This window comes from Williamsia limnetica, assembly GCF_003217475.1.
GTDB lineage: Bacteria > Actinomycetota > Actinomycetes > Mycobacteriales > Mycobacteriaceae > Williamsia > Williamsia limnetica.
This window is the reverse complement of the sequence record NZ_QJSP01000010.1, coordinates 190,494-212,685: the sequence shown is the minus strand read 5'-3', so window position 1 is coordinate 212,685 and position 22,192 is coordinate 190,494. Positions and strand designations below refer to the sequence as shown.

General features: G+C 65.5%; 23 protein-coding genes. 18 read left to right on the top strand and 5 right to left on the bottom strand.

Annotation, left to right across the window (positions count from 1 at the left end; genetic code table 11):
• Positions 1-59: 59 nt before the first annotated feature.
• Both DFR67_RS18010 and DFR67_RS18005 read left to right on the top strand, forming a co-directional pair.
• On the top strand, positions 60-581 hold the full coding sequence (locus DFR67_RS18010; protein ID WP_110470946.1) for a gamma carbonic anhydrase family protein: 522 nt from the start codon (positions 60-62) through the stop codon (positions 579-581).
• 5 nt (positions 582-586) lie between these two features.
• Positions 587-1,276 carry a uracil-DNA glycosylase gene (locus DFR67_RS18005; RefSeq protein WP_110470861.1) on the top strand — a complete coding sequence of 230 codons (690 nt, stop codon included), beginning with the start codon at positions 587-589 and terminating at the stop codon, positions 1,274-1,276.
• Between the two features lie 30 nt (positions 1,277-1,306).
• Here the strand turns inward: DFR67_RS18005 and DFR67_RS18000 are convergent, their stop codons facing one another.
• Positions 1,307-2,128: an enoyl-CoA hydratase/isomerase family protein gene (locus DFR67_RS18000; protein ID WP_245938018.1), complete on the bottom strand. Its 822-nt coding sequence runs from the start codon at positions 2,126-2,128 to the stop codon at positions 1,307-1,309.
• Positions 2,129-2,133: 5 nt separating this feature from the next.
• The gene (gene rpmB / locus DFR67_RS17995) at positions 2,134-2,325 is read right to left on the bottom strand and encodes a 50S ribosomal protein L28 (RefSeq protein WP_084836679.1); all 192 of its coding nucleotides are present in this window, start codon (positions 2,323-2,325) and stop codon (positions 2,134-2,136) included.
• Positions 2,326-2,603: 278 nt separating this feature from the next.
• Here rpmB and DFR67_RS17990 point away from each other — a divergent pair, with 278 nt between their 5' ends.
• The 3 genes from DFR67_RS17990 to DFR67_RS17980 are packed head-to-tail and all read left to right on the top strand — an operon-like array spanning position 2,604 to position 7,294.
• Positions 2,604-4,256 carry a DAK2 domain-containing protein gene (locus tag DFR67_RS17990; RefSeq protein WP_110470944.1) on the top strand — a complete coding sequence of 551 codons (1,653 nt, stop codon included), beginning with the start codon at positions 2,604-2,606 and terminating at the stop codon, positions 4,254-4,256.
• A 13-nt stretch (positions 4,257-4,269) separates the two neighbouring features.
• Positions 4,270-6,603 carry an ATP-dependent DNA helicase RecG gene (gene recG / locus DFR67_RS17985; RefSeq protein WP_281268347.1) on the top strand — a complete coding sequence of 778 codons (2,334 nt, stop codon included), beginning with the start codon at positions 4,270-4,272 and terminating at the stop codon, positions 6,601-6,603.
• Positions 6,604-6,640: 37 nt separating this feature from the next.
• On the top strand, positions 6,641-7,294 hold the full coding sequence (locus DFR67_RS17980) for an HNH endonuclease family protein (RefSeq protein WP_110470860.1): 654 nt from the start codon (positions 6,641-6,643) through the stop codon (positions 7,292-7,294).
• Positions 7,295-7,376: 82 nt separating this feature from the next.
• On the opposite strand, the gene DFR67_RS17975 is transcribed toward DFR67_RS17980, so the two are convergent.
• Positions 7,377-8,183: a family 1 encapsulin nanocompartment shell protein gene (locus DFR67_RS17975; RefSeq protein WP_110470859.1), complete on the bottom strand. Its 807-nt coding sequence runs from the start codon at positions 8,181-8,183 to the stop codon at positions 7,377-7,379.
• Positions 8,180-9,307 carry a Dyp-type peroxidase gene (locus DFR67_RS17970; protein WP_110470858.1) on the bottom strand — a complete coding sequence of 376 codons (1,128 nt, stop codon included), beginning with the start codon at positions 9,305-9,307 and terminating at the stop codon, positions 8,180-8,182. The genes DFR67_RS17975 and DFR67_RS17970 overlap by 4 nt, the downstream gene beginning before the upstream one ends.
• 245 nt (positions 9,308-9,552) lie before the next feature.
• Between DFR67_RS17970 and DFR67_RS30555 the strand changes: the two genes are divergently transcribed.
• From DFR67_RS30555 to holA, 13 genes are all read left to right on the top strand, one after another.
• Positions 9,553-10,179: a hypothetical protein gene (locus tag DFR67_RS30555; protein ID WP_158539985.1), complete on the top strand. Its 627-nt coding sequence runs from the start codon at positions 9,553-9,555 to the stop codon at positions 10,177-10,179.
• Positions 10,091-10,870 carry a crotonase/enoyl-CoA hydratase family protein gene (locus DFR67_RS17960; protein WP_110470856.1) on the top strand — a complete coding sequence of 260 codons (780 nt, stop codon included), beginning with the start codon at positions 10,091-10,093 and terminating at the stop codon, positions 10,868-10,870. Before DFR67_RS30555 ends, DFR67_RS17960 begins: the two co-directional genes overlap by 89 nt.
• Before the next feature lie 155 nt (positions 10,871-11,025).
• The gene (locus DFR67_RS17955; RefSeq protein WP_110470855.1) at positions 11,026-12,291 is read left to right on the top strand and encodes a glutamate-5-semialdehyde dehydrogenase; all 1,266 of its coding nucleotides are present in this window, start codon (positions 11,026-11,028) and stop codon (positions 12,289-12,291) included.
• Positions 12,292-12,334: 43 nt separating this feature from the next.
• Positions 12,335-13,216, top strand: a complete 882-nt coding sequence (locus tag DFR67_RS17950) for an AAA family ATPase (protein ID WP_084894221.1) — start codon at positions 12,335-12,337, stop codon at positions 13,214-13,216.
• Between the two features lie 5 nt (positions 13,217-13,221).
• The gene (locus DFR67_RS17945; RefSeq protein WP_245938017.1) at positions 13,222-14,649 is read left to right on the top strand and encodes a vWA domain-containing protein; all 1,428 of its coding nucleotides are present in this window, start codon (positions 13,222-13,224) and stop codon (positions 14,647-14,649) included.
• 23 nt (positions 14,650-14,672) lie between these two features.
• Positions 14,673-15,329: a nicotinate-nucleotide adenylyltransferase gene (gene nadD / locus DFR67_RS17940; RefSeq protein ID WP_110470854.1), complete on the top strand. Its 657-nt coding sequence runs from the start codon at positions 14,673-14,675 to the stop codon at positions 15,327-15,329.
• On the top strand, positions 15,326-15,754 hold the full coding sequence (gene rsfS, locus DFR67_RS17935) for a ribosome silencing factor (protein WP_110470853.1): 429 nt from the start codon (positions 15,326-15,328) through the stop codon (positions 15,752-15,754). The genes nadD and rsfS overlap by 4 nt, the downstream gene beginning before the upstream one ends.
• A 40-nt stretch (positions 15,755-15,794) precedes the next feature.
• Positions 15,795-16,463 (top strand): histidine phosphatase family protein, encoded by a 669-nt coding sequence (locus tag DFR67_RS17930; protein ID WP_211325098.1) that lies wholly within the window; start codon positions 15,795-15,797, stop codon positions 16,461-16,463.
• Positions 16,460-17,194, top strand: a complete 735-nt coding sequence (gene octT / locus DFR67_RS17925) for a diglucosylglycerate octanoyltransferase (RefSeq protein ID WP_110470851.1) — start codon at positions 16,460-16,462, stop codon at positions 17,192-17,194. The genes DFR67_RS17930 and octT overlap by 4 nt, the downstream gene beginning before the upstream one ends.
• Positions 17,191-18,045 (top strand): DegV family protein, encoded by an 855-nt coding sequence (locus DFR67_RS17920; protein WP_110470850.1) that lies wholly within the window; start codon positions 17,191-17,193, stop codon positions 18,043-18,045. Before octT ends, DFR67_RS17920 begins: the two co-directional genes overlap by 4 nt.
• Before the next feature lie 101 nt (positions 18,046-18,146).
• Complete coding sequence (locus DFR67_RS17915) at positions 18,147-19,100, top strand: ComEA family DNA-binding protein (RefSeq protein ID WP_110470849.1); 954 nt, start codon at positions 18,147-18,149, stop codon at positions 19,098-19,100.
• Positions 19,097-20,500: a ComEC/Rec2 family competence protein gene (locus tag DFR67_RS17910; RefSeq protein ID WP_158539984.1), complete on the top strand. Its 1,404-nt coding sequence runs from the start codon at positions 19,097-19,099 to the stop codon at positions 20,498-20,500. The genes DFR67_RS17915 and DFR67_RS17910 overlap by 4 nt, the downstream gene beginning before the upstream one ends.
• A gap of 54 nt (positions 20,501-20,554) precedes the next feature.
• Positions 20,555-21,526 (top strand): DNA polymerase III subunit delta, encoded by a 972-nt coding sequence (holA, locus tag DFR67_RS17905; RefSeq protein WP_110470941.1) that lies wholly within the window; start codon positions 20,555-20,557, stop codon positions 21,524-21,526.
• Positions 21,527-21,755: 229 nt separating this feature from the next.
• Here the strand turns inward: holA and rpsT are convergent, their stop codons facing one another.
• A complete protein-coding gene (rpsT, locus tag DFR67_RS17900; protein WP_084836694.1) occupies positions 21,756-22,016 on the bottom strand; it encodes a 30S ribosomal protein S20 in 261 nt (86 codons plus the stop codon).
• Positions 22,017-22,192 lie beyond the last annotated feature (176 nt).

The window sequence follows — 22,192 nt, the reverse complement described above, 5'->3', positions numbered from 1 at the left end:
GAGAACAATGAGCAGGACTTGCTCGAGCCGGGACTCGGGCTACCGATACTGTGATCGGCATGGCGATCTACGCACTCGACGACCGAACACCGCAACTGGGCGAGGGCGCTTACGTCCACCCTGACGCGGTCGTGATCGGCAATGTGACACTCGGAGCCGGCGTCTCCGTCTGGCCGGGTGCGGTCTTGCGCGGTGACTACGGCACCATCACCGTGGGCGATCGCACGAACATCCAGGACGGCACGGTCATCCACTGCACGCCGATCGATCCGACGGTCATCGGCGCCGGTTGCGTGGTGGGCCACAACGCGCATATCGAAGGTGCGGTGATCGGAGACGATGTGCTGATCGCCTCAGGATCTGTGGTGCTCAACGGTTCCAGGATCGGTACCGGTGCGATCGTCGGCGCAGGCGCCGTGGTGCCGTTCAAGTTCGAGGTACCCGAGAGGGCGATGGCGCTGGGCGTGCCCGCGAAGATCCGTGCGGGGTTCGAGGTGCCCGAGGGCCATATAGAGATGAACGTCGAGATGTACGCGCAGAACGCCATCTACTACCAAACTGCCCTGCGTCGGCTGGATTAGGCAGCATGAGTGACAAGACCGGGGCGCAACCCCTTTCGGCACTCATCGATCCCGGATGGGCGCAAGCGCTCGAACCGGTGGCGGCGGACATCGCGAAGATGGGTGAGTTTCTCCGCGGTGAGTTGTCAGCAGGCCGCACCTATCTGCCCGAGGGTGCAAATGTGTTGCGAGCCTTCACCAATCCGTTCGAGGACGTCCGGGTGCTGGTCGTCGGCCAGGACCCGTACCCGACGCCAGGGCACGCCGTCGGATTGAGCTTTTCCGTGGCCGAGGACGTGCGCCCGGTGCCGCGCAGTCTCGGCAACATCTTCACCGAATACTGCGACGATCTCGGCTATCCGCGGCCGTCGAACGGTGACCTGACGCCGTGGGCGAAGCAGGGTGTGTTGCTGCTGAACAGGGTGCTCACCGTGGCGCCGGGGGCGGCCGCGAGTCATCGCGGAAAAGGATGGGAAGCGGTGACCGAGTGCGCCATCAAGGCACTCGCCGCGCGAGATCAGCCGCTGGTCGCGATTCTGTGGGGAAAGGACGCGGCGTCGCTCGAACCGTGGTTACCAGGGGTGACCACCATCATCTCGCCCCATCCGTCACCGCTGTCAGCGCGGCGCGGGTTCTTCGGGTCGAAACCGTTCTCGAATGCCAATGCCGCGCTCAGAGAGCGCGGCGGGGTCGAAGTCGACTGGCGATTGCCGTGAGGGTTTTCGACTACCGAACAACCGTGACGATCACTTGCCGTTGAGGCTGGAGTAATCCGGTGAGCGCTTCGCGAGGAAAGCGTCGACGCCCTCGATGCCTTCCGGAACTCCGGAGAGGGCAGAGATGGAACGCGCTTCGGCGTCGAGCTGCTCGGCCAGTGTCGCGGCCGGTGAATCGGACAGCAGTGCTCGCGTTGCGGCGAGGGTTCGCCACGGTCCGGTGACGAGGTCGGCGGCAGCGGCCTCAGCAGTGGCGAGTACTTGCTCGTCATCGACCACTCGCGACAGCAGACCGATCTCGAGTGCCTCGGCGGCGCCGAGGATGCGGTTGGTCAAGATGATGTCGCGGGCGCGGGCAGTGCCGACGACCCTTGGCAGCGACCAGGTCAGACCACCGTCGGGCGTGAGCCCGATACCGACGTAGGCCGGTCGGAGTTTCGTGGCGTTTCCGCCGATGGCGACGTCGCAGTGGGTAACCAGGCTCATGCCCGCGCCTGCGGCCCATCCCTGGATGGCGCCGACCACGGGCAGATTGGCCCCGACGAGTGCTTTGACGAACTCGTGAAAATCGCCGGCCAGACCGGACAGGAACACAGGCCGGTCCGGCGCAGCTGCGAACGAGCGAACGTTGCCGCCGGCACAGAAGTTTGCGCCGGTGCCGAGCAGCAGCACCGCGCCGGCCTTGATCTCGCCGCGCGCAACCTTCAGCAATGCCTCGGTGCCGCGGTTGAAGCAGTCGCGATCCAGCGAGTTGCCTGCCTTTTCGGTGGCTACGGCGATACGCAGCACACCGTCAGCGGTGAGTTGGACCGAGTCGGACTCGGAGGCAACGCTCAGCTGTGAGTCAGACACGTGGGTCAGCCTCGAGAGACTTTGCCGGCCTTCAAGCAAGAGGTGCACACATTGATGCGCTTGCGGTTTCCGGGGGCGACCTGCGCACGAACGGACTGGATATTCGGGTTCCAGCGCCGGTTGGTGCGCCGGTGTGAATGCGAGACCGACTTACCGAAGCCGGGGCCCTTGGCGCAAACGTCGCAGACGGCAGCCATCGTCGAACTCCTTCAATGAGAAAATGGTGGTCACGGCCTATCGGTATCCGGCATGCACCGGTGTCCGATAGGCAACCCTGCAAGAATAGCGGCTCACCGGCGATGATCAAAACCGGCCTGACCTCACTTCGCTTCGTCTCCGTAAAATGGTGGAGCTCAGGCTCCGGCCTGAAGCACTGTGACGGAGCGACGTCGCAGGAGCTCGGCCGGCAACAGATTAGGCTGTGCGTCAGACCGAGGAGGTGCGGGCAGTGACAGAGCAGGTTGGGGCTCCCGCGATGGACCCGGGTCTGCTGCGCGATTGGATCCACGGCACCGTGACGAGCCTGGATGGTGTGCGGGCCGAGATCAACGATCTCAACGTGTTCCCGATCCCGGACTCCGACACGGGCAGCAATATGTTGCACACGATGATGGCGGCGGCTGATGCCGTGGATCAATTAGATCCCGACGCCGACACCGCGCAGGTGGCGCGAGCGATGGCCGACGGGGCTGTCTCGAAGGCGCGGGGTAATTCGGGGATCATCCTGTCGCAGGTGCTCGTGGGACTGGCCGACGCCGCCGAGGTCAACCAGATGGACGGACGGGTCTACTTCAACCGGCTCTGGGTCGCCGGACTGCGGTTGGGATCGCTGGCGGCGACCCGTGCGGTCAGTGAGCCCCGGGAGGGCACCGTGCTGACCTTGCTGCGCCGCGCAGGTGAGAACGCAGCGCAGCACACCGATGCCACTCCGGCCGACCTGGCCCGTGCGATCGCAGACGGTTGCGCCGATGACCTGGACCTGACGCAGGGGCAACTCGATGTGCTCGCGCAGGCGGGTGTGGTCGATGCCGGCGGCCGCGGGCTGTTGGTGCTGTTCGACGAGTTGGTTCGGGTTCTCACCGGCGTCTCCGCGCGCCGACGCCGGTATCAAGGCGCGCTCGCCGGTGGGGGAAACCGGGTGGGGCACGAGATCGGTGAGCCGTGCGACAGCGATGACGAGATGGATTTCGAGGTGATGTATCTACTCGAAGGTGCTCGAGCTGAACAGATCTCGACCCTCCGAGCGAACCTCGACGACCTGGGTGACGCGGTGGTCATCGTCGGTGACAGCGCCGACGCCGTGGCCGGAGAGAAGTTCTCCGTCCACGTCCACACGTGCGAACCCGGCCTCGTCGTCGAAGCGGGACTCGCGTTGGGAACGGTGAGCGACATCCGGATCAGTTGCTTTCTCCTCGACGCCCACCGCGGCCAGGAAGAAAAGGCGGGCCATCCGCCGCGCCGTAAACGTGCGGTGGTGGCAGTGGTGACCGGCGACGAGGCGGCTGAGCTGTTCGAGCAGGAGGGCGCGGTGGTGGTCCGGGCGGACTCGGGCGGAGCCGGCGAACTGGACGCGGACGCGCTCGCCAAAGCCATCATCGAGGTCGACAGCGCGCACGTGATCCTCATGGGAAACGGTGCACTGCCGGCCCAGGACCTGGTCGCCGTCGCCGCGGCGGCCAGATCGCGTGAGCGCTCGGTGGTCATCCTGCCTGGGGGTTCGATGGTGCAGAGCCTGTCGGCGATGGCTGTGCACGATCCGAGTCAACTCCCGGACGACGACGCCTACGCGATGGCAGAAGCCGCCGCGGCCACCAGGTTCGGTGCGGTGGTCACGGCAACCGAGAGGACACTGACCTTCGCGGGCACCTGCGAGCCCGGCGACCAGCTCGGCCTCATCGGTGACGGCGTGCTCGTCATTGATCCCGAAATCCTTGGTGCTGCAGCCGGTCTGATCGACCTACTGCTCAGTACCGGCGGTGAGATGGTCAGCGTGCTGGCCGGTCGCAATCTCGAGCCGCGCATCCTCGAACAGCTCGAGGAGCACGTGAACACTAACCACCCGGGTGTCGAGTTCGTGAGCTTTTCCGGGGGACAGGTAGGCGAGTTGTTACAGGTGGGTGTCGAATAGTGGTGACGCAGTAGTGGTTTCACAAGAGGGTCGCGCCATCGCGCCGTCGGTGACGCTGTCAGATTCGTTGGAGTCGGTGCTCGGTCCCAAGGCTGCCGAGATGCTGGATGAGCAGATTCACGTACAGACCGTCGGTGAGTTGCTCCGGTACGTGCCTGATCGATATGTCAAACAGGGAGACCTGTCAGGGGAGCGCAAACCCGAACCCGGGGAACGGCTGACGGTGGTTGCGCGGGTCGAGGACAACAAGACGATCCCGATTCGCAACTCGCGGAAGAAGATGGTCAAGCTCGTCGTCTTCGACGGGAAGTTCCGCATCGCCGTGACTTTCTTCAACTCCCCGTGGATCGCGGCCAAGCTGCCGAAGGGATCGCGGGTCATGATGGCGGGCGAGGTCAAGTACTTTCGCGACGAACTGCAATTGACCCACCCGAACTGGCTCAAACTGCCGGAGGACGGCACGTCGATCGAAGCCGACGACGCAGTCGGGTCGGTGCTGATGCAGGGCATTGCCAAAGCCCTTGCGACCGACGCCGGTGACGGTGACGGCTCGGACGGAACCCTCGATTTCTCCGACTTCCTGCGTGATGTGATTCCGGTCTACCGCGGGACGGCCAAGCTGCAGGCCTGGACCATCTGGCAGTGCGTGCGGGCGGTTCTCGGCGAGCTCGCGCCGATCGAGGATCCGCTTCCAGAAGATGAACGGGCCATCCGAGGTTTGATCGGCTCGGATGAGGCGTTGCGCAAGATCCATGTTCCGGAGGGTCAACACGACATCGACCAGGCCAGTGCCCGTCTCAGGTTCGATGAAGCGCTGGCGCTCCAACTCGCGCTCGCGCAACGCCGTCATGTGGATCGGGGAGCGACAGGGCCGTCGTGCCCGCACGTCCCGGGCGGACTCGAGGACAAGCTGCTGGACCGTTTGCCGTTCACCCTCACCGATGGCCAACGCGTGGTGATCGATGAGATCACCGCCGACCTGCAGGCTCCGCACGGCGCGGACCGGACCGCTGTGGTGTCGCCGATGAGCAGGCTCCTGCAGGGTGAGGTCGGCTCGGGGAAGACCTTGGTCGCGTTGCTGGCGATGCTCCGAGTGATCGACAACGGCTATCAGTGCGCCCTGTTGGCCCCCACGGAAGTGCTTGCGGCGCAGCATTTCAGAACTCTGGAGACGATGCTGGGTGGGCTCGCCAAGGAAGGCGAACTCGAAGGAGAAGAGGGGGCGACACGAGTCGCTCTGATCACCGGATCGATGAAGACGGCAGCCAAACGAACCGCCTTGCTCGAGACGGTCACCGGCCAGGTGGGCATCCTCATCGGAACCCACGCCCTGCTGCAAGACAACGTCGACTTCTTCAATCTGGGTTTTGTCGTTGTCGACGAACAGCACCGCTTCGGGGTGGAGCAACGCGACACCTTGCGGTCTCGCGGCCGCGATGGTGTGGTGCCTCACCTGTTGGTGATGACCGCAACCCCCATCCCTCGGACGGTCGCCATGACGGTCTTCGGGGACCTGGAGACCTCGACTCTCCGGGAACTACCTCGGGGCCGGCAGCCGATCACCACGAGTGTGGTGCCCCGCGGCAATCCCAAATGGGTACAACGGGTCTGGCAGCGCGTCGGCGAAGAGGTCGAGGCCGGCCGGCAAGTCTATGTGGTGTGCGCACGCATCGGCGACGACGGGACGCCTGCGGGCCAGCGGTCGCAGCAGAAGTCGTCGGAGGGTGCGGCCGAACCAGCGACTGCGGCGGTGGACATGTTCAAGACCCTCGGTGAGGGACCGCTCGGCGGGCACCGCATCGAGTTGCTGCACGGCAGGTTGTCGCCCGACGAGAAAAGCGAGGTGATGGGGGAGTTCACCGCCGGACACGTCGACATCCTCGTCTCCACCACGGTCATCGAGGTGGGCGTCGACGTCCCGAATGCCACCACCATGGTGATCGTCGATGCCGACCGATTCGGGGTCAGCCAGCTCCACCAGCTTCGGGGTCGTGTAGGGCGTGGTGGTTTGCCCGGATTGTGCCTGCTCATCACCGGATCGTCGGAGATGTCGCCGTCGATGGAACGGCTGCAGGCGGTCGCCGCGTCCAATGATGGGTTCGAGTTGTCGTACGTCGACCTCCGTCAGCGAAGGGAAGGTGATCTGCTTGGCTCGCTCCAGTCCGGGCAGACCTCATCGCTCCGGTTCCTCTCGCTCCTCACCGACGGCGATCTCATCGTCGACACGCGTGCGCTCGCCGACGAGGTGGTGGGCAGCGACCTCACGCTCGTCGAACACAAACCCATGGCGTCCCTCATCGACTCGATCCTGGGTCCGGTACGCCTGGCGTTTCTCGACAAGTCCTGATGGCGTAGGTCTCTCGTCTCGCTGGTGGGTGCTACTGATGGTGTTCGCGGTCACTGCGACACTCGCCGCCGGTACCGGCGTGCTGTCGCACCGCGGAGGAGGACCGTCGGCGGACGAGCGGCGAATGCTCGGGGAACTGTCCCTCGTGCCGGTGCTGGCCCAACGTCCGGACGCCACCGACTACGAGCGGAGCGCTTTCGGGCAGGCGTGGACCGACAACACCGATGCCGCCGGGGCGAACAACGGGTGCGACACCCGCAACGACATCCTGAATCGCGATCTGGGCGACAAGGTCCTGGCGGTGGTCGACAGTTGCGCGCGTGCGGTCGCCGCGGGTGAGCTTCGCAGTCCCTACAGTGGTCACTGGATCGTGTTCAAGCGCGGCAAGGGGTCTGGCGCCAAGGTCCAGATCGACCACATCGTGCCGCTCGCCTACGCGTGGGCCATGGGCGCACGTACGTGGAGTGGTGCGATGCGGCAGCGTTTCGCGAATGACCCCGCCAACCTGGTGGCGGTGGACGGCGAGGCGAACCAGGACAAGAGTGACTCCGCACCCTCGCGCTGGATGCCGGCGAACTCAGGATTCCACTGTCAGTACGCGGTTCAGTTCGTCATGGTGCTGCGGACGTACGGTCTGTATCTCGATCGGCCTTCCGTGCCCGTGCTCACCCGTGCCCTCGAACAGTGTTGAGCCTGAAAAACAAACCCAGTCGAATCAGGAAGACCCAGCTGCTGCAACATCTGGGTCTTCCGAATTCGCCTGTTTCTACGGGTCAGCCTGTCGTCGTGTCGAACGACACTGCCGCTTCGCCGGTGTAGACGAGGAACGTGAACGTCTCCTGCAGGTACAGGTTGACCGTCGAGGAGTCATGGGAGTCGTAACCGATCGACACGTCCTGTCCGATGGTGAGATCGAAGTCTCCGCCACGGGTGCTGAGCAGGAAGGCCGAGTCGATGGCCGGGGCCCAGATGATGTCTCCGTCGATCACGCGCTGTAGGTGCTGGATGATCGGATATCCGTGGTTGGACGTCTCGTTCACCTTGAGCCAGACCTCGGCGCTGAGCGCGAGAGAATACGGGCCTGCCACCGACGACAGGCGAAGTCGGCTCAGCGCCTGGCTGATCGCTTCGGGGTACTCGCGTACGTCGTCGGGGAGTTTGATGGGATCGCCCGGCGATTCGCTGCGGATACCCGTGATGCCCGCCGCCTGGTAGCCCTCGAACACAGCGCGGTCCTCGGCTTGTGCGAGTGTCCGGGCCGCGTCGATCACCGGGTCCCAGTCGGAATCCTGCGCACCGCGATCGACGTTGTCGACGGCGTCTCGGCTGACGGTGAAGGGCACCTTGAACTCGACGATGGACTGCGAGGTGCGGCTACTGGCCTCGATGCCCGCGACCGGCGCCGCGATGGGGTTGCGCTTGCCGGTGGTCACCGCGGCGAGTTCTAGTCCGAGCGGGCCGTTCACGTCCACGATGCGACGAGCGGCGCTGTTGCGCTTGAACGATCGGGTCGCCTCCTCTTCGATGGCCTCCCAGGCCGCCGTCGAGATGGGCGCTAGTTCGCGATGCAGGTTGTTCATTTTTCCTCCGTCGTCAGCTGGCGTCGCCGGTGCAGGGCGCCGATACGCAACGAACCCATGGTGGGTGCGAGTGGTGTCATCTCCGGGTCGGGGTCGACCGGGGCAGGTGCGGCTTGGCCGCGGTCTTTGGCGGCTGCGCCGCGGAACTCAGGTGGGTCGTCGAGAAAGTCGATCGTGGGCACGAAGTATCGGCTGCCCGTGACTGCGGTGGAGAAGTCGAGGAGCCTGTCGTAGTTGCCCTCGGGTTTGCCCAGGAACATGTTTCGCAGCATCTCGTCGGTCACCTCGGGTCCGGCGGAGTACCCGATGAAGTAGGTGCCGTATTCGGCCTGCCCGACGTTGCCGAACGGCATGTTGTCCCGCATGATCTGCACCTGCACGCCCGTGGCGTCTTCGATGACGGTCAGCGCCGTGTGCGAATTGGAAGGCTTTGTATCCTCGTCCATCTCAATGTTGTCCGACTTCGACCGGCCGATGGACCGTTCCTGCTCCTCGGTCGTGAGCGCGTTCCAGGCGGGCATGTTGTGCAGGTACTTCTGCACCAAGACGTAACTGCCGCCCGCGAAATCGGGATCCTCGCTGCCTGCGGTGACCGCCGTAACAGCCGCCGGTCCGTCGGGATTCTCGGTGCCGTCGACGAAACCGATGATGTCGCGCATGTCGAAGTAGCGGAAACCGTGGACCTCGTCGATGACGCGGGCGGCACCGTCGAGTTGTGTGGCGATCTGGGTGGCCAACTCGAAGCAGACATCCATGGTGCGGGCACGGATGTGGAACAGCAGATCGCCGGGGGTCGACGGGGCACTGTGAACGGAGCCGTCGAGGGGCACGAACGGTGCTAGACGGGCGGGGCGTGGGCCACTGAAGAGTCGGTCCCATACCTGCGATCCGATCCCGACGACACAGGTGGGCCGGGTGTCGGGGGCGCGAGAGGCCACTGAACGAATGAGTCCGGTGACACCTGAGAGAAAGTCCCATGTGTCGGATTCCCCACCGGGTTCGACCGTCGCCACCAGGAAGATCGCGGCCTCCGTCAGCGGTGACAGGATCGGCTGCGGGGTGGGGTTGTCAATGGGTGAGATGAGCTGACCTTCCGCCTGCTGCTGGACGTATGTGACAACCATAACTTCTGCGAGGCCATGCCGCCCGCACCGCTCGCGGTTGATGTCGAGTACTGCATATCGATGCGTCCCACCTACGGATCATTCGAACCGAAGTCCGCTGGGACACAGCCGCAAAGATCTCGTCAAAACTCTCGCCAGGACCTGTCGATCCCGTGACCTGAACCGTAGAACGGAGTGGTGATCAACGGTGAATGCTCGCGAGTGCGCGACGAAGAAGACGAACACAACGTGAGGGGTGGACGGCGGTGACCCTGACCGCGATCTTGCCGACCCTGCGCGCGAGCATTCCCGATCCGTTGAACACGGCGCTGTGGCCGGCGACCACTCGGGCAACCTTGACCGACGTCGTCATCGACGATGTGTCGATGAGCTACCTGATCGAGTTGTCTGGCGTTCCTGCGGTGTACCGGAGCCGAACGTCGGCCGGCGTCGTCGTGGTCATGAGGGTGTCGACTGCAGGGTCTACCGGCCACCGAACCCGCGCGATGACTGTCGACCCAGGAATTGATGACGGCTCTCCGGCGTGGTCCGAACTCAGGTTGATCGGTCGGATCTCGACCGCGCGGGTCGAGGCGACAACGGTGTACGGCCCTACCGGTCGGCCGTTCGGTCCGATGATGCTGCCCGCTGACATCTGCGAGGGAGATATCGTCGTGGCGCCTTGTGCGATGGCCGACGTCAACGATGGCGCTCTCGATCGCACTTCCGAGATGACGCGATCTGGCGGTCACAGCAGCGGCACCAGGGCTATGTTCGAGGGGTCTCATGTCGGAAGGTGGATAGATGACGGCCAGCGCGAATGTACTGGTGAGCCACGACGGCCCGATCACCACGATCAGCATCAACCGGCCGCAACGCCGCAACGCCGTTGATGGTCCGACTGCGGAGGCCTTGGCCGCGGCATTTCGCGACTTCGAGGGTGACGATGGTGCGGCGGTCGCAGTTCTGCACGGCGAAGGTGGAACCTTCTGCGCAGGAGCTGATCTGAAGGCCATTGCCGCCGGGGAGGCGCCCAACCGGATCGATTCGGCGGGCGACGGACCGATGGGTCCGACTCGAATGCGGTTGTCGAAACCGGTCATTGCCGCGATCGCCGGTCACGCGGTCGCGGGTGGTCTCGAGTTGGCACTCTGGGCGGATCTGCGGATCGCCGAAGAAGATGCGGTCTTCGGCGTCTTCTGTCGTCGGTGGGGCGTTCCGTTGATCGACGGTGGCACAGTGCGGTTGCCGCGCCTGGTCGGGACGTCGCACGCGATGGACATGATCTTGACGGGCCGGGAGGTACGGGCGAATGAAGCGCATCGGATGGGACTGGTCAATCGTATTGTCTCGCAGGGGGATGCGCTGAAATCGGCAAAGGAATTGGCGCGCGAAATCGCAGCCTTTCCGCAGACGTGCATGCGCCAGGATCGGTTGTCTGTTCTCGAGCAGGAGGGACTCGACGAAACCGGAGCCATGGACAATGAGTTCCGGCGTGGGATGACGTCCCTCAGCGCCGACACCGTTGCCGGAGCGACACGCTTTGCAGGCGGAGCGGGGCGGCACGGGTCGTTTGAGGCGTAGTCCGTCGATCAAGAAGTTCGCGCCACCTGCACGCGGACGCGACAGTTGCAGCCGGCGCGAACGTACGCAGGTGGCGCGAACTCACTGCGGACGCCCACGACACCTGACTGTCGGTCGCTGAGACCCGTGATGTCAGCACCGCCTATCCTGGGACGATGAGTGCTCCCACCACCACTCCCGCCGATGTCGAACAGATCGTGCGCGCGCAGGCCACCGCGTCGAAAGCTGCCTCTCGCGTCCTGGCAGGTCTGACCACGGACCGGAAGAATCGTGTCTTGCACGACGCCGCGGACGCCCTGCTCGCGCAGACCGGCTCGATCCTCGCTGCGAACGCCGAAGATGTCGCGCGTGCTGAGCTGGCCGGCACCGAGGAGAGCCTGATCGACCGCCTGCGACTGACCGCTGATCGGGTCGAGGGCATCGCGGCAGGACTTCGTCAGGTTGCGGCGTTACCTGATCCGATCGGTGACGTGATCCAGGGCAAGACGCTGCCGAACGGCATGGCCTTGCGGCAGGTCCGGGTGCCGCTCGGCGTCGTGGGCATGGTCTACGAGGCCCGCCCCAACGTCACCGTCGACGCTTTCGGTATCGCACTGAAGTCAGGCAACTCGGCGCTGCTGCGGGGATCGTCGTCGGCCGCGAGTTCCAATGCCGAGCTGGTCCGGATCCTCCGAGATACCCTCACCGCCGCAGGACTTCCCGCTGACGCGGTGCAGTTGCTACCGTCCGAGGATCGCTCGAGTGTCACCCATCTCATCCGTGCCCGCGGCCTGGTCGACGTCGTCATCCCGCGCGGTGGCGCAGGGCTGATCAAGGCGGTCGTCGAGAACGCGACCGTGCCCACCATCGAGACCGGTACGGGTAACTGCCACATCTACATCCACGCCGCTGCCGACCTCGACATGGCGGAGGATCTGGTGATCAACTCCAAGACCCGTCGGCCCAGCGTCTGCAACACCGCTGAAACGGTGCTCGTCGACAAGGCGATCGCCGAGACGGCGCTGCCGCGGCTGACCCAGGTGCTGCAGAGCGCCGGAGTGATCATCCACGGCGACGAGCCCGGCATGGTCCCGGCCACCGAGGAGGACTGGTCCGACGAATACCTGAGCCTCGACATCGCGGTGAAGATCGTCGGTGGGCTCGACGAGGCGGTCGACCACATCGACCGTTACGGGACGAGCCACACCGAGGCGATCATCACCGATGACCTGGCTGCAGCGACAGAGTTCACCAATCGCGTCGACGCGGCGGCGGTCATGGTCAACGCCTCCACCGCGTTCACCGACGGGGAGCAGTTCGGGTTCGGCGCCGAGATCGGTATCTCCACCCAGAAGTTGCATGCTCGCGGCCCCATGGGTCTGCCAGAGCTGACATCGACCAAATGGATCGCGTGGGGCAACGGGCAGACCCGGCCGGTGTGACCGACGAAGTCCAGGGTCAATCTTTCAATCTCTAGGAGAACCAATGGGCGTACAGCCTAGTTTCACCGACGTGCCCGGCGTACGCGAGACCCTTGCCGGGGTTGGTTACCTGGCCGACGAGGCTACGTCGACCTCGGTCTTCTTGGCGGACCGTCTCGGCAAGCCGCTGCTCGTCGAGGGACCTGCCGGTGTCGGCAAAACCGAGCTGGCCCGGGCGATCTCGCAGTCCACCAACGCGGATCTGGTCCGCCTCCAGTGCTACGAGGGCATCGATGAGGCGCGCGCGCTCTACGAGTGGAACCACGCCAAGCAGATCCTCGCCATCCAGGCGACCGGCCAGCGAGGTTGGGATGAGACCAAGGCCGACATCTTCTCGGACGAGTTCTTGCTCCCGAGGCCACTGCTGAAAGCGATCTCGCAGCCCGGTCCGACGGTGCTGCTCATCGACGAGGTCGACAAGGCAGACGTCGACATCGAAGGTCTGCTCCTCGAGGTACTCAGCGACTTCGCGATCACGATCCCCGAGATGGGCACCGTGGTCGCTGACCGCCGCCCCATCGTGCTGTTGACGTCCAACGCGACGCGCGAGCTCTCCGAGGCACTCAAACGCCGCTGCCTCTACCTCTACATCGACTTCCCGGATGCGGCGCGCGAACGCGACATCCTCGCCAGCCGGGTCCCCGAACTCGACGAGTCGGTGGCCAAGGAACTGGTTCGGATCATCGGGGTACTGCGCACGCTCGACATCCGGAAGAAGCCATCGGTCGCCGAGACCATCGACTGGGCGCACACGCTCCTTGCGCTGGGGGTCGGAGAAAAGCCCGGGTCGACCATCGACGAGGGCGTCATCGCCCGCACGCTCGGGGTGGTCCTCAAACACCGCCCCGATCTGGCGACCGCCCTCAAGGAACTGAAGCTCGGCTGAGGTCCGTGAACACCCCAACTGGTAACGCCCCCATCGCGAGTTCCCCGTTCATCACCCAGCTGACCGGGTTCGTCGACGACCTGCGAGGCCGGGGAATCGTGGTGGGCCCGGCCAACCTGATCGATGCCGGGCAGGCGACGTCCGTACTGGATCTGCTCGACCGCAACAGCTTTCGCGAAGGCATGGCCTGTACGTTGCTGCACGACAACGGTCATCGCCGGGTCTTTGATGCAGTGTTCGATCTGTGGTTCCCGCTCGGCATGGGGGAGCGCAGCGGCGATCAGGACGATGCGTTCGCGCTCGATGCCGACGGGAATGTCGACATCGAAGCTGTACGGGAGAGATTGGCCGAACTCCTCGCCGACGATTCCGCAGAAGCACAGGCCGAACTCGCCGCGTTCGCCGCCATGGCGGTTGCGCAGCTCGGGAGTTACCGCTCGTCGCGTGGCCCGGCGTTCTCGACCTATCAGGCGATGTCGACGATCAATCCCCAGACCCTCATCGCGCAGATCGCCGCCGCCATGGCCGGATCCTCCGGTGACGACGACCGATCCGGTACCGAGCCGGTGTTCCGGCGTGCTGCCGCCGACCGCGTCCGTCAATTCCGCTCGCTGATCGAGAGTGAGACCAAGCGGCGGATGGCCCAGCGCAACGGCCGCGAGCAGGTTTCGCAGTATGCGGTGCCGAACCTGCCGGAGCGGGTCAACTTCCTGTCCGCGGGCGCCGCGGACCTCGCGGAGGTGCGCCGCACCATCGCGCCGCTGGCACGGTTGCTGGCGGCCCGCCTCGAGGTACGCCGACGCCGCGCGCACCGCGGATCGATCGACGTGCGCAAGACGCTGCGGGCCTCGATGTCGACCGGTGGGGTGCCTATCGACCTGGTGCGTCGCAAGCCTCGCCCTGGCCGTCCGGAACTGGTGGTCTTGTGTGACGTCTCCGGATCGGTCGCCGGCTTCTCACAGTTCACGCTCCAACTTGTCTATGCGCTGCGTCAGCAGTTCTCCAAGGTGCGGGTGTTCGCGTTCGTCGACACCGTCGACGAGGTGACCGAGTTCTTCGACGGCCCTGACCTGGACTTCACCACCGCGGTGCGGGAAATGCTCAGCGAGGCGCGTCTGATCACCCGCGACGGCCATTCCGACTACGGAAATGCGTTCAGTGGTTTTGCGAGCGACCACCTGGACGCGCTCACCCGGCGCGGAGCACTGCTGATCCTGGGGGACGGCCGGAACAACTATCACGATCCGAAACTCGGTGCCCTGACCGAGATGGTCGACAGCACCCGGCACGCTTATTGGCTCAATCCGGAGGCCGCCCGCAACTGGGATACGGGCGATTCGGTTGCCTCCACGTACGCCGGGGTCATCGACATGCACGAGTGCCGGAACGCCACCCAACTCGGCAAGGTGATCGCCAACCTGCTGCCGGTGTGAGCTGATCAGTAGACTCACTGCTCATGCCCGACACCACACCCGAATCCCGAGTCTCGAGTGGTCGGCGCATCGGTGTGATGGGCGGGACGTTCGACCCCGTGCACAATGGTCACCTCGTCGCTGCGAGTGAGGTCGCAGACCGATTCGACCTCGATGAGGTCATCTTCGTTCCGACCGGGCGTCCGTGGCAGAAGTTCAAGGCCGACGCGGGTGTCAGTCCGCCAGAAGACCGCTATCTCATGACGGTCATCGCGACGGCATCCAATCCACGGTTCTCGGTCAGCCGGGTCGACCTCGACAGGGACGGAGACACCTACACCGTCGACACATTGCGCGACCTGAAGGCGCTCAACCCCGACGCGCAACTGTTCTTCATCACCGGCGCCGACGCGCTGGCCTCGATTCTGTCGTGGCAGGACTGGGAAGCACTGTTCGAGTTGGCGAGCTTTGTCGGGGTCAGCCGCCCGGGCTACGAACTCGGGGCAGCGCACCTCGAGCGACATCTGGAGAAATTACCCCCCGATACATTGCACCTGATGGAGATCCCGGCTCTCGCGATCTCGTCGACAGATTGCCGCAAACGTGCTGAAGGCGGTCGTCCCGTTTGGTACCTGGTACCCGACGGCGTGGTGCAGTACATCAGCAAACGAAAGCTCTACCAATCGAAAGGCATTTTGTGACAGCGTCACCCGAGGCGGTCTCCATCGCCACCGTGGCCGCCCATGCGGCGGTCGAGAAGTTGGCAACCAACGTCGTCGTGATCGACGTATCGGAGCAGTTGGTCATCACCGACTGCTTCGTGATCGCGTCTGCCGACAATGAACGCCAGGTCGCCTCCATCGTCGACGAGATCGAAGAGAAGCTGCGAGAGGCCGGCACCAAACCGGTTCGCCGCGAGGGCACCCGCGAGGGTCGCTGGACGCTGCTCGACTACATCGACGTCGTCGTCCACGTCCTCCACGAGCAGGAGCGCGAGTTCTACGCCCTCGAGCGCCTGTGGAAAGACTGTCCCGTCATCGACATCCCCGGTATCGAGTCCAAACCCCTCAGCAGCTACGGCGACGGCAGCGACGATGCGGAAAACCGGGAGGACGTTGGTGAGTGAGTCGCTGCGTCCAGACGGCCACGACTCCAGCGTCGAGCGGATGACGCCTGTCGTACGACGCCTGCTGCTGCTCCGGCACGGGCAGACCGAGTACAACGCGGCCAGCCGGATGCAGGGGCAACTCGACACCGACCTCTCGGCGTTGGGTGTCAAGCAGGCCGAGGCCGCGGCGAGGGTGCTGGCGGGTCGCGAACCCCGCCTCATCGTCTCGTCTGATCTGCGCCGCGCCCGCGACACCGCGGCAGCTCTGGCCGCACAGGTCGGGCTCGAGGTCGGCACGGACAAACGCTTGCGTGAGACCCACCTCGGGTTGTGGCAGGGCCTGACCCATCACGAGGTCGACGACCAGATGCCGGGTGCCCGGCGAATCTGGCGCGACGACGCGACCTGGCGGCCCCCGGAGGGCGAAAGCCGCACCGATGTGGCCACCCGCAGTGTGCCGGTGGTGGAGGAACTCGTCGCCGACCTCGGTGATTGGGGTCGGGGCGACAACGCCGACGCACCGGTGGTGCTGGTGGCGCACGGCGGCGTGATCGCCGCGATGACCGCGGGCCTGCTGGGCCTGCCGATCAGTCACTGGCCGGTGTTCGGGGGACTGGCCAACACGAGCTGGGTCCAGCTCAGTGGACACGGCGCCGACGACGAGACGACCTGGCGACTCGACGTGTGGAACGCGTCCGCCGAGGTCGCGGACGCTGCCGTGCAATGACCGCACCCAAACGCGATTCGTTGCTGGTGCTGTCGGACTCGCTCGCCTACTACGGACCCAAGGGGGGACTGCCGGCCGACGACCCGAGGATCTGGCCGACCCTGGTCGCCGACGAACTGGGGCTCGAACTCGAATTGTTCGGCCGCATCGGCTGGACCAGTCGCGACGTCTGGTGGGCCCTCACCCAAGATCCGCGGATCTGGGCGGCGGTCCCGCGGGCCAAAGCGGTGGTATTTGCGTTCGGTGGGATGGATTCTCTGCCGTCACCGATGCCCACCGCCCTGCGGGAACAGATCCGATACATCAGGCCGCCGTGGCTGCGGCAGCAGATCCGCACCGGGTACGGCTGGCTGCAACCGCGGCTGGCGCCCACCGGGTGGCCGCTCGCGTTGCCGCCTGCGTTGACCGGCGACTACCTGGGGAAGATCCACGAAGCCCTCGTCGCGATCCGCCCGGACCTGCCGATCGTGGCCTGCCTTCCGTCCACCCACCGCAGCCCGTACTACGGAAAAGTGCATTCGGGCAGACCGAAAACCGTTGCAGCCATGACCGCCTGGGCCGACAGAGTCGGGGTCCCGCTCATTGATCTGCTGCCGCCGACGGCGGCACACTTCGACCGCGGTGAAGGTAACCCGGACGGCATCCATTGGGGTTTCGGTTGCCATCAGGATGTCGCCGATCTGGTCCACGACGTCCTCGCGCGGACCCTGACGTCTACCGTGGTGTCGTGACCGTCGTCATCGTCACCGACTCCTCGGCCCGGCTGCCTGCAGCGATCCGCGAGCGGTATCGCATCGAACAGGTGCCCATGCATGTCCTGACCGCCGACCGCGACCTGCTCGAGGACGTCGACGACATCGGTCCGGAGATCTTCAACGACCCACAGACCACCACCTCCGGGGTGACCCCCGCCGACCTCGAGGTCGCCTACGAGAAGGCCATCGAGGCCAGCGACGGCGACGGCGTGGTGGCCGTGCACCTGTCCCGCCGATTCAGCGGCACGTGGGGTTCGGCCCGATTGGCCGCGGAGAAGTTTCAGGGACGCATCCGAGTCGTCGACTCCCGTACCGTCGGCCTCGGTGTCGGTTTCGCTGCGATCGCTGCGGCGCAGACCGCCGAGTCGGGCGCAGACATGGACCGCGTCTACGAATCGGCCATCAGGGTCGGTTCGACCACCGAATGTCTCCTGTGCGTCCAGCAACTCGAGAACTTGCGTTCGAGCGGGCGTATCGGTGCGACCACCCGCCTGTTCGCGTCCGCGTTGGCCATCAAACCCATCCTGCGGGTTGTCGATGGTTCGCTGGTGCTCAAAGAGAAGCAGCGCACCATGTCGAAGGCCATCGCGAAGATGATCGAGACCGCGGTCGACGTCGCGCAGCGTCGGCCGGTCACCCTCGGGGTGCAGCATTGCGAGGCCCCAGAACTGGCCGCGGAGATCACCGAGGCGCTGCGGTCCAAACTCACCATCGAGTCCTTGGTCGAATCCGACCTCGGTCCGGTCCTGTCCCGCCACGTCGGGTCCGGAGCGGTGGGCATCGCGCTGACGACCTCTCTCGATCCGATCGACCTCACTCCCAGGTGATATCGGCCGCGTTGTCCACAGTTCGGACGTAGTCCACAGGTAGTCGTCCGACGCCCCGTTCCGTGGCCGGTTTCGGTGGTCGACTTCTCTAGGTTTCGGCTATGAGTAGCAACCTGGACCGGTTGGCGGCGTCAGAACCGGAGTCGTATGGCCCACCACAGTCGTCCACGCCGGAACCTTCCGTTCCCGCGTGGCTGGGATCGGCGCAGTGGCTTCACGACAGCCCTGGACCGATCCCGGGCGCGCCCGACGCCGACCCGGGGGACAACCATGTCGAGCGAAGCGACCTGGTAGAGCGACGACGATGGAGTGACGACACCGACGACGACCCTTTCGGCATCGACGATGCAGAAACCGAGGGGCCGCTGCGGCGCCGGTGGAGGTCGACGCCCGCCGCAGCGATCGGTTTGGTGATCGTCGGCGTCGTCGCCACCCTCCTGGCGCTCTACACCGCCTTCGCCGACGGCACGAGCAGCACGGATGTGCCGGTGGCCTTTCCCGAGTCGGCCGGCGCGGCGCCGAGTCCGCGGGCGAGTGTGGTTACAACCCCGGATGCATCAAACGACTTGGTGATCAGCGTGGTGGGGCTTGTGCACAGGCCCGGACTGGTGCAACTGCCCCCGCAATCCCGGGTCGCCGATGCGCTCGAGAAGGCCGGCGGTGCGAAGCAGGGAGCCGATATCCTCTCTCTCAATCTGGCCCAGCCGTTGCGTGACGGGGATCAGGTCCTCGTCGGGTTCGCCGATCCGGCAGGTGGACCTCAGATGCGCAGCGCCGTGGTCGCGGTCGACGGTGCCGGGGGAGTCCCACCGCCGAGCGTCGGAACCACGACAGGCCCACCCGCGCCCTCCGGTGCCGACCAGTCGCGCGTCGATCTGAACACTGCGGCCGAAGCAGAGTTGGACACCCTGCCGGGGGTGGGTCCGGTGACCGCGGCCGCGATCATTGCCTGGCGCAACGCCAACGGCCGGTTCACCTCTGTGGATCAGTTGGCCGAGGTGGACGGTATCGGTCCCGCGCGGCTGGAGAAACTCAGGGACCGGGTCACGGTGTGAGCGCGGCAGTGGCGCCGGGAACCACGATCCTCGATGTACGGCTCGTCCCGGTCGCGCTGGCCGCATGGCTGATCACGGTGACAGGAATCCTTGCGCCGGTGAGCATCACCGCCGCAGTTGCGCTGCTTGCGACGGTGCTGACCATCACCGGAGTGACACTGCTGAAACGGGGTTCGACGATCTCGTGGATCCCTGTTCTCATCGGGATCGGTGGAATCCTCGCCGGGTTCGGCTGGGCCCTGGTGCTCCGGCAGCACCATCTGCAACTGAACCCTCTGGCAGACAATGGCATTCGCGGCGACAAGGTCACGGTCGGGCTGCGGGTGACCGATGACCCCAGGGCCATCGCGCGTACCGATCGAGTGGTGGTTGCGGTGACCGTGACCTCGGTCCGCCGGCGCGAGGTGTCGAAGGTCGCGGCGACGGTCCTCGCGCCTGCCGACGGATGGCTGGATCTCGCTCCGGGCCATCATCTCTCGGCGCTGGTGAAGGTCTCCGCGCCGCGTAGGCCAGACCTGACCGTCGCCACCCTGACCGCCTCGGGGCCACCTGCGGAGGTCCGGGCACCACCCTGGCACCAGCGGTACGCGACATATGTCCGAAGCCAGTTCCGAGAGCTCGCTTCTCGTGCCCTCGGAAGCCCGGAATCAGGACTGCTCCCAGGTTTGGTGCTCGGTGATGTCTCGGCACTCGACGAGAACCTGAAGGAGGACTTTCGGGCCGCAGGCCTGTCGCATCTGACCGCGGTGTCGGGGGCCAATTTTGCGATCGTCATCGGTGCGCTGTTGTTGACGGTGCGGGCACTGGGGGTGGGCCCACGCACCGCCGTGGCGCTCACGGGAGTCGCGATCGTGATCTTCGTGATCCTCGTGCGGCCGAGTCCCAGCGTGGTCCGGGCGGCGGTCATGGGCACGGTGGGGCTGTTGGCCCTGATAGTTCGCAGACGGGCCCAGGCAATGCCCGCCCTGTGTGCGGCAGTCATCATCCTGTTGCTGGTGTGGCCGGCGTTTGCGGTCCAACCCGGGTTCATCCTGTCTGTCGTCGCGACTGCGGGGCTGATCGTCATCGCGCCGGTGATCGTCGAATGGCTGCGGCGCCATCATGTTCCGCGGGGTGTCGCCGAAGCCCTTGCGGTGGCGATCGCGGCGCAATTGGTGACCACGCCTGTGGTCTTGCTGTTCAGTGGCCGGCTCAGTCTGGTCGCGGTGATCGCGAATCTGGCGGTGGCGGTGGTCGTCGCGCCCATCACGGTGCTGGGCACCACGGCGGCGGCCGTCAACCTCGTCTGCCCGCCGGTGGCGTTCCTGTTGGTCCGGTTCATCGGTCCGGAGCTGTGGTGGATGGTGTTCGTCGCGCAGAAGTGCAGTGCGTTGCCTCTGGCGACGGTGACGCTGTGGTGAGTGCGGGGGCGCCTGCTCGTGGTGCGGGGCGCGGTGTCGCCGGTCTCTGGCACCATGACGACTGTGAACAGCGTGCATCTGGTCCTCGGCGACGACGAATTCCTTGCCGAACGTGCGACAGGTGGCATCGTCGCCGCGGTGCGGGCGACGGTCTCCAATCCGGAAGACATCCCGGTGACGAGGCTCAGGGCCGGTGACGCCACGGCACCCGAGCTGGCAGAGCTGCTCAGTCCCTCGCTGTTCGCCGAGGACCGCATCATCGTCTTGGAGGCTGCGGCCGAGGCGGGTAAGGAGCCTGCCAAGCTCGTCGCCGAGGTGGCGGTGGAACCGCCCGAAGGCGTGACCCTGATCATCGTGCACTCCGGTGGTGGTCGGGCGAAGTCCATGGTGGGTGCGCTACGGAAAACGGGTGTCGAAGAACATGATTGTGCGAGCCTCAAGGGCAGTGCTCGCGCCGATTTCGTTCGCAATGAGTTGCGCCGCCACGGCGTCAAAGCGGGGCCGGACGTCATCGAAAAGATCCTCGACTCCGTGCGGGCCGATCTGCGTGAGCTGGCATCGGCCTGCAGTCAGCTCGCCGCGGACACAGACGGCAAGGTCGACGTTGCAGCGGTCGCGCGGTACTACTCCGGGCGTCCCGAGATCACCGGCTTCGAAGTGGCGGACAAGGCGGTGACGGGCGACCGGGCGGGTGCCTTGGAGTCGCTGCAGTGGGCGCACCATCATGGTGTCGCGCACGTGCTCCTGGCCGATGCCCTCGCCGAAGCGGTGCACTCCATCGCCCGCGTCCGCGGTGTGGGTCGCATGGATCAGTACGCGGCCGCCTCGGAACTGGGCATGCCGCCGTGGAAGGTGAAAAAGGTTCAGGGGCAGGCGTCGGCGTGGGATTCGGACTCGATCGCGAAGGCGATGTCCGTGGTGGCCACACTGAACGGTGAGGTGAAAGGGCAGGCGGCAGACGCCGACTACAGCCTCCAGCGCGCTGTCGCTGCCGTCGCCGATCTACGCCCGTCGCGCCGGCGGTGACACCAGTTCCCCGAAGTCGGAGGATCTGCCATTTCCTCCGACTGTTGTCAGTTCCTCCGGCTGGAGCGGGAGGATGTGGCCGAAGTCGGAGGAAGGCGTAGGTCCTCCGGTTTCAGCAGGCCGGGAGCAGTTGCACGACAAACACCGATCACCCCGGGCGACTGCGTGGGAGTCTCCGGGGTGATCGGTAGCTGTCAAGTTATGGGTGCCCGGTCATCGGGCGGGTAGATCAGAGCTTGTTGAGCGAGAGGGCCATCGCCGACTTCTTGTTGGCGGCCTGGTTCGCGTGGATGACGCCCTTGCTGGCAGCCTTGTCGAGCTTCTTGCCGGTGCTCACCAGGAGCTCCGAAGCCTTGTCCTTCTCACCGGCGGAAACAGCCTCACGGAAGGAGCGGATCGCGGTACGCAGCGACGACTTGGTCGACTGGTTACGCAGCTTTGCAGCTTCGTTGGTCTTGTTCCGCTTGATCTGGGACTTGATGTTAGCCACGCGTGTATTTTCCTTAGCTTCAAAGACAATGGTTTCGGTGCGAGACGAAGCCGGAGGCAGACCTCAGCCGTTGACTCAGCACCAGCGAACAACGTTACCAGCCGGACCGATGCCGACCCAAATTCCGGTGCCGGAGAAGCGTGATCCGAGGCAATCCTGCGCGCGGGACTGCCGAG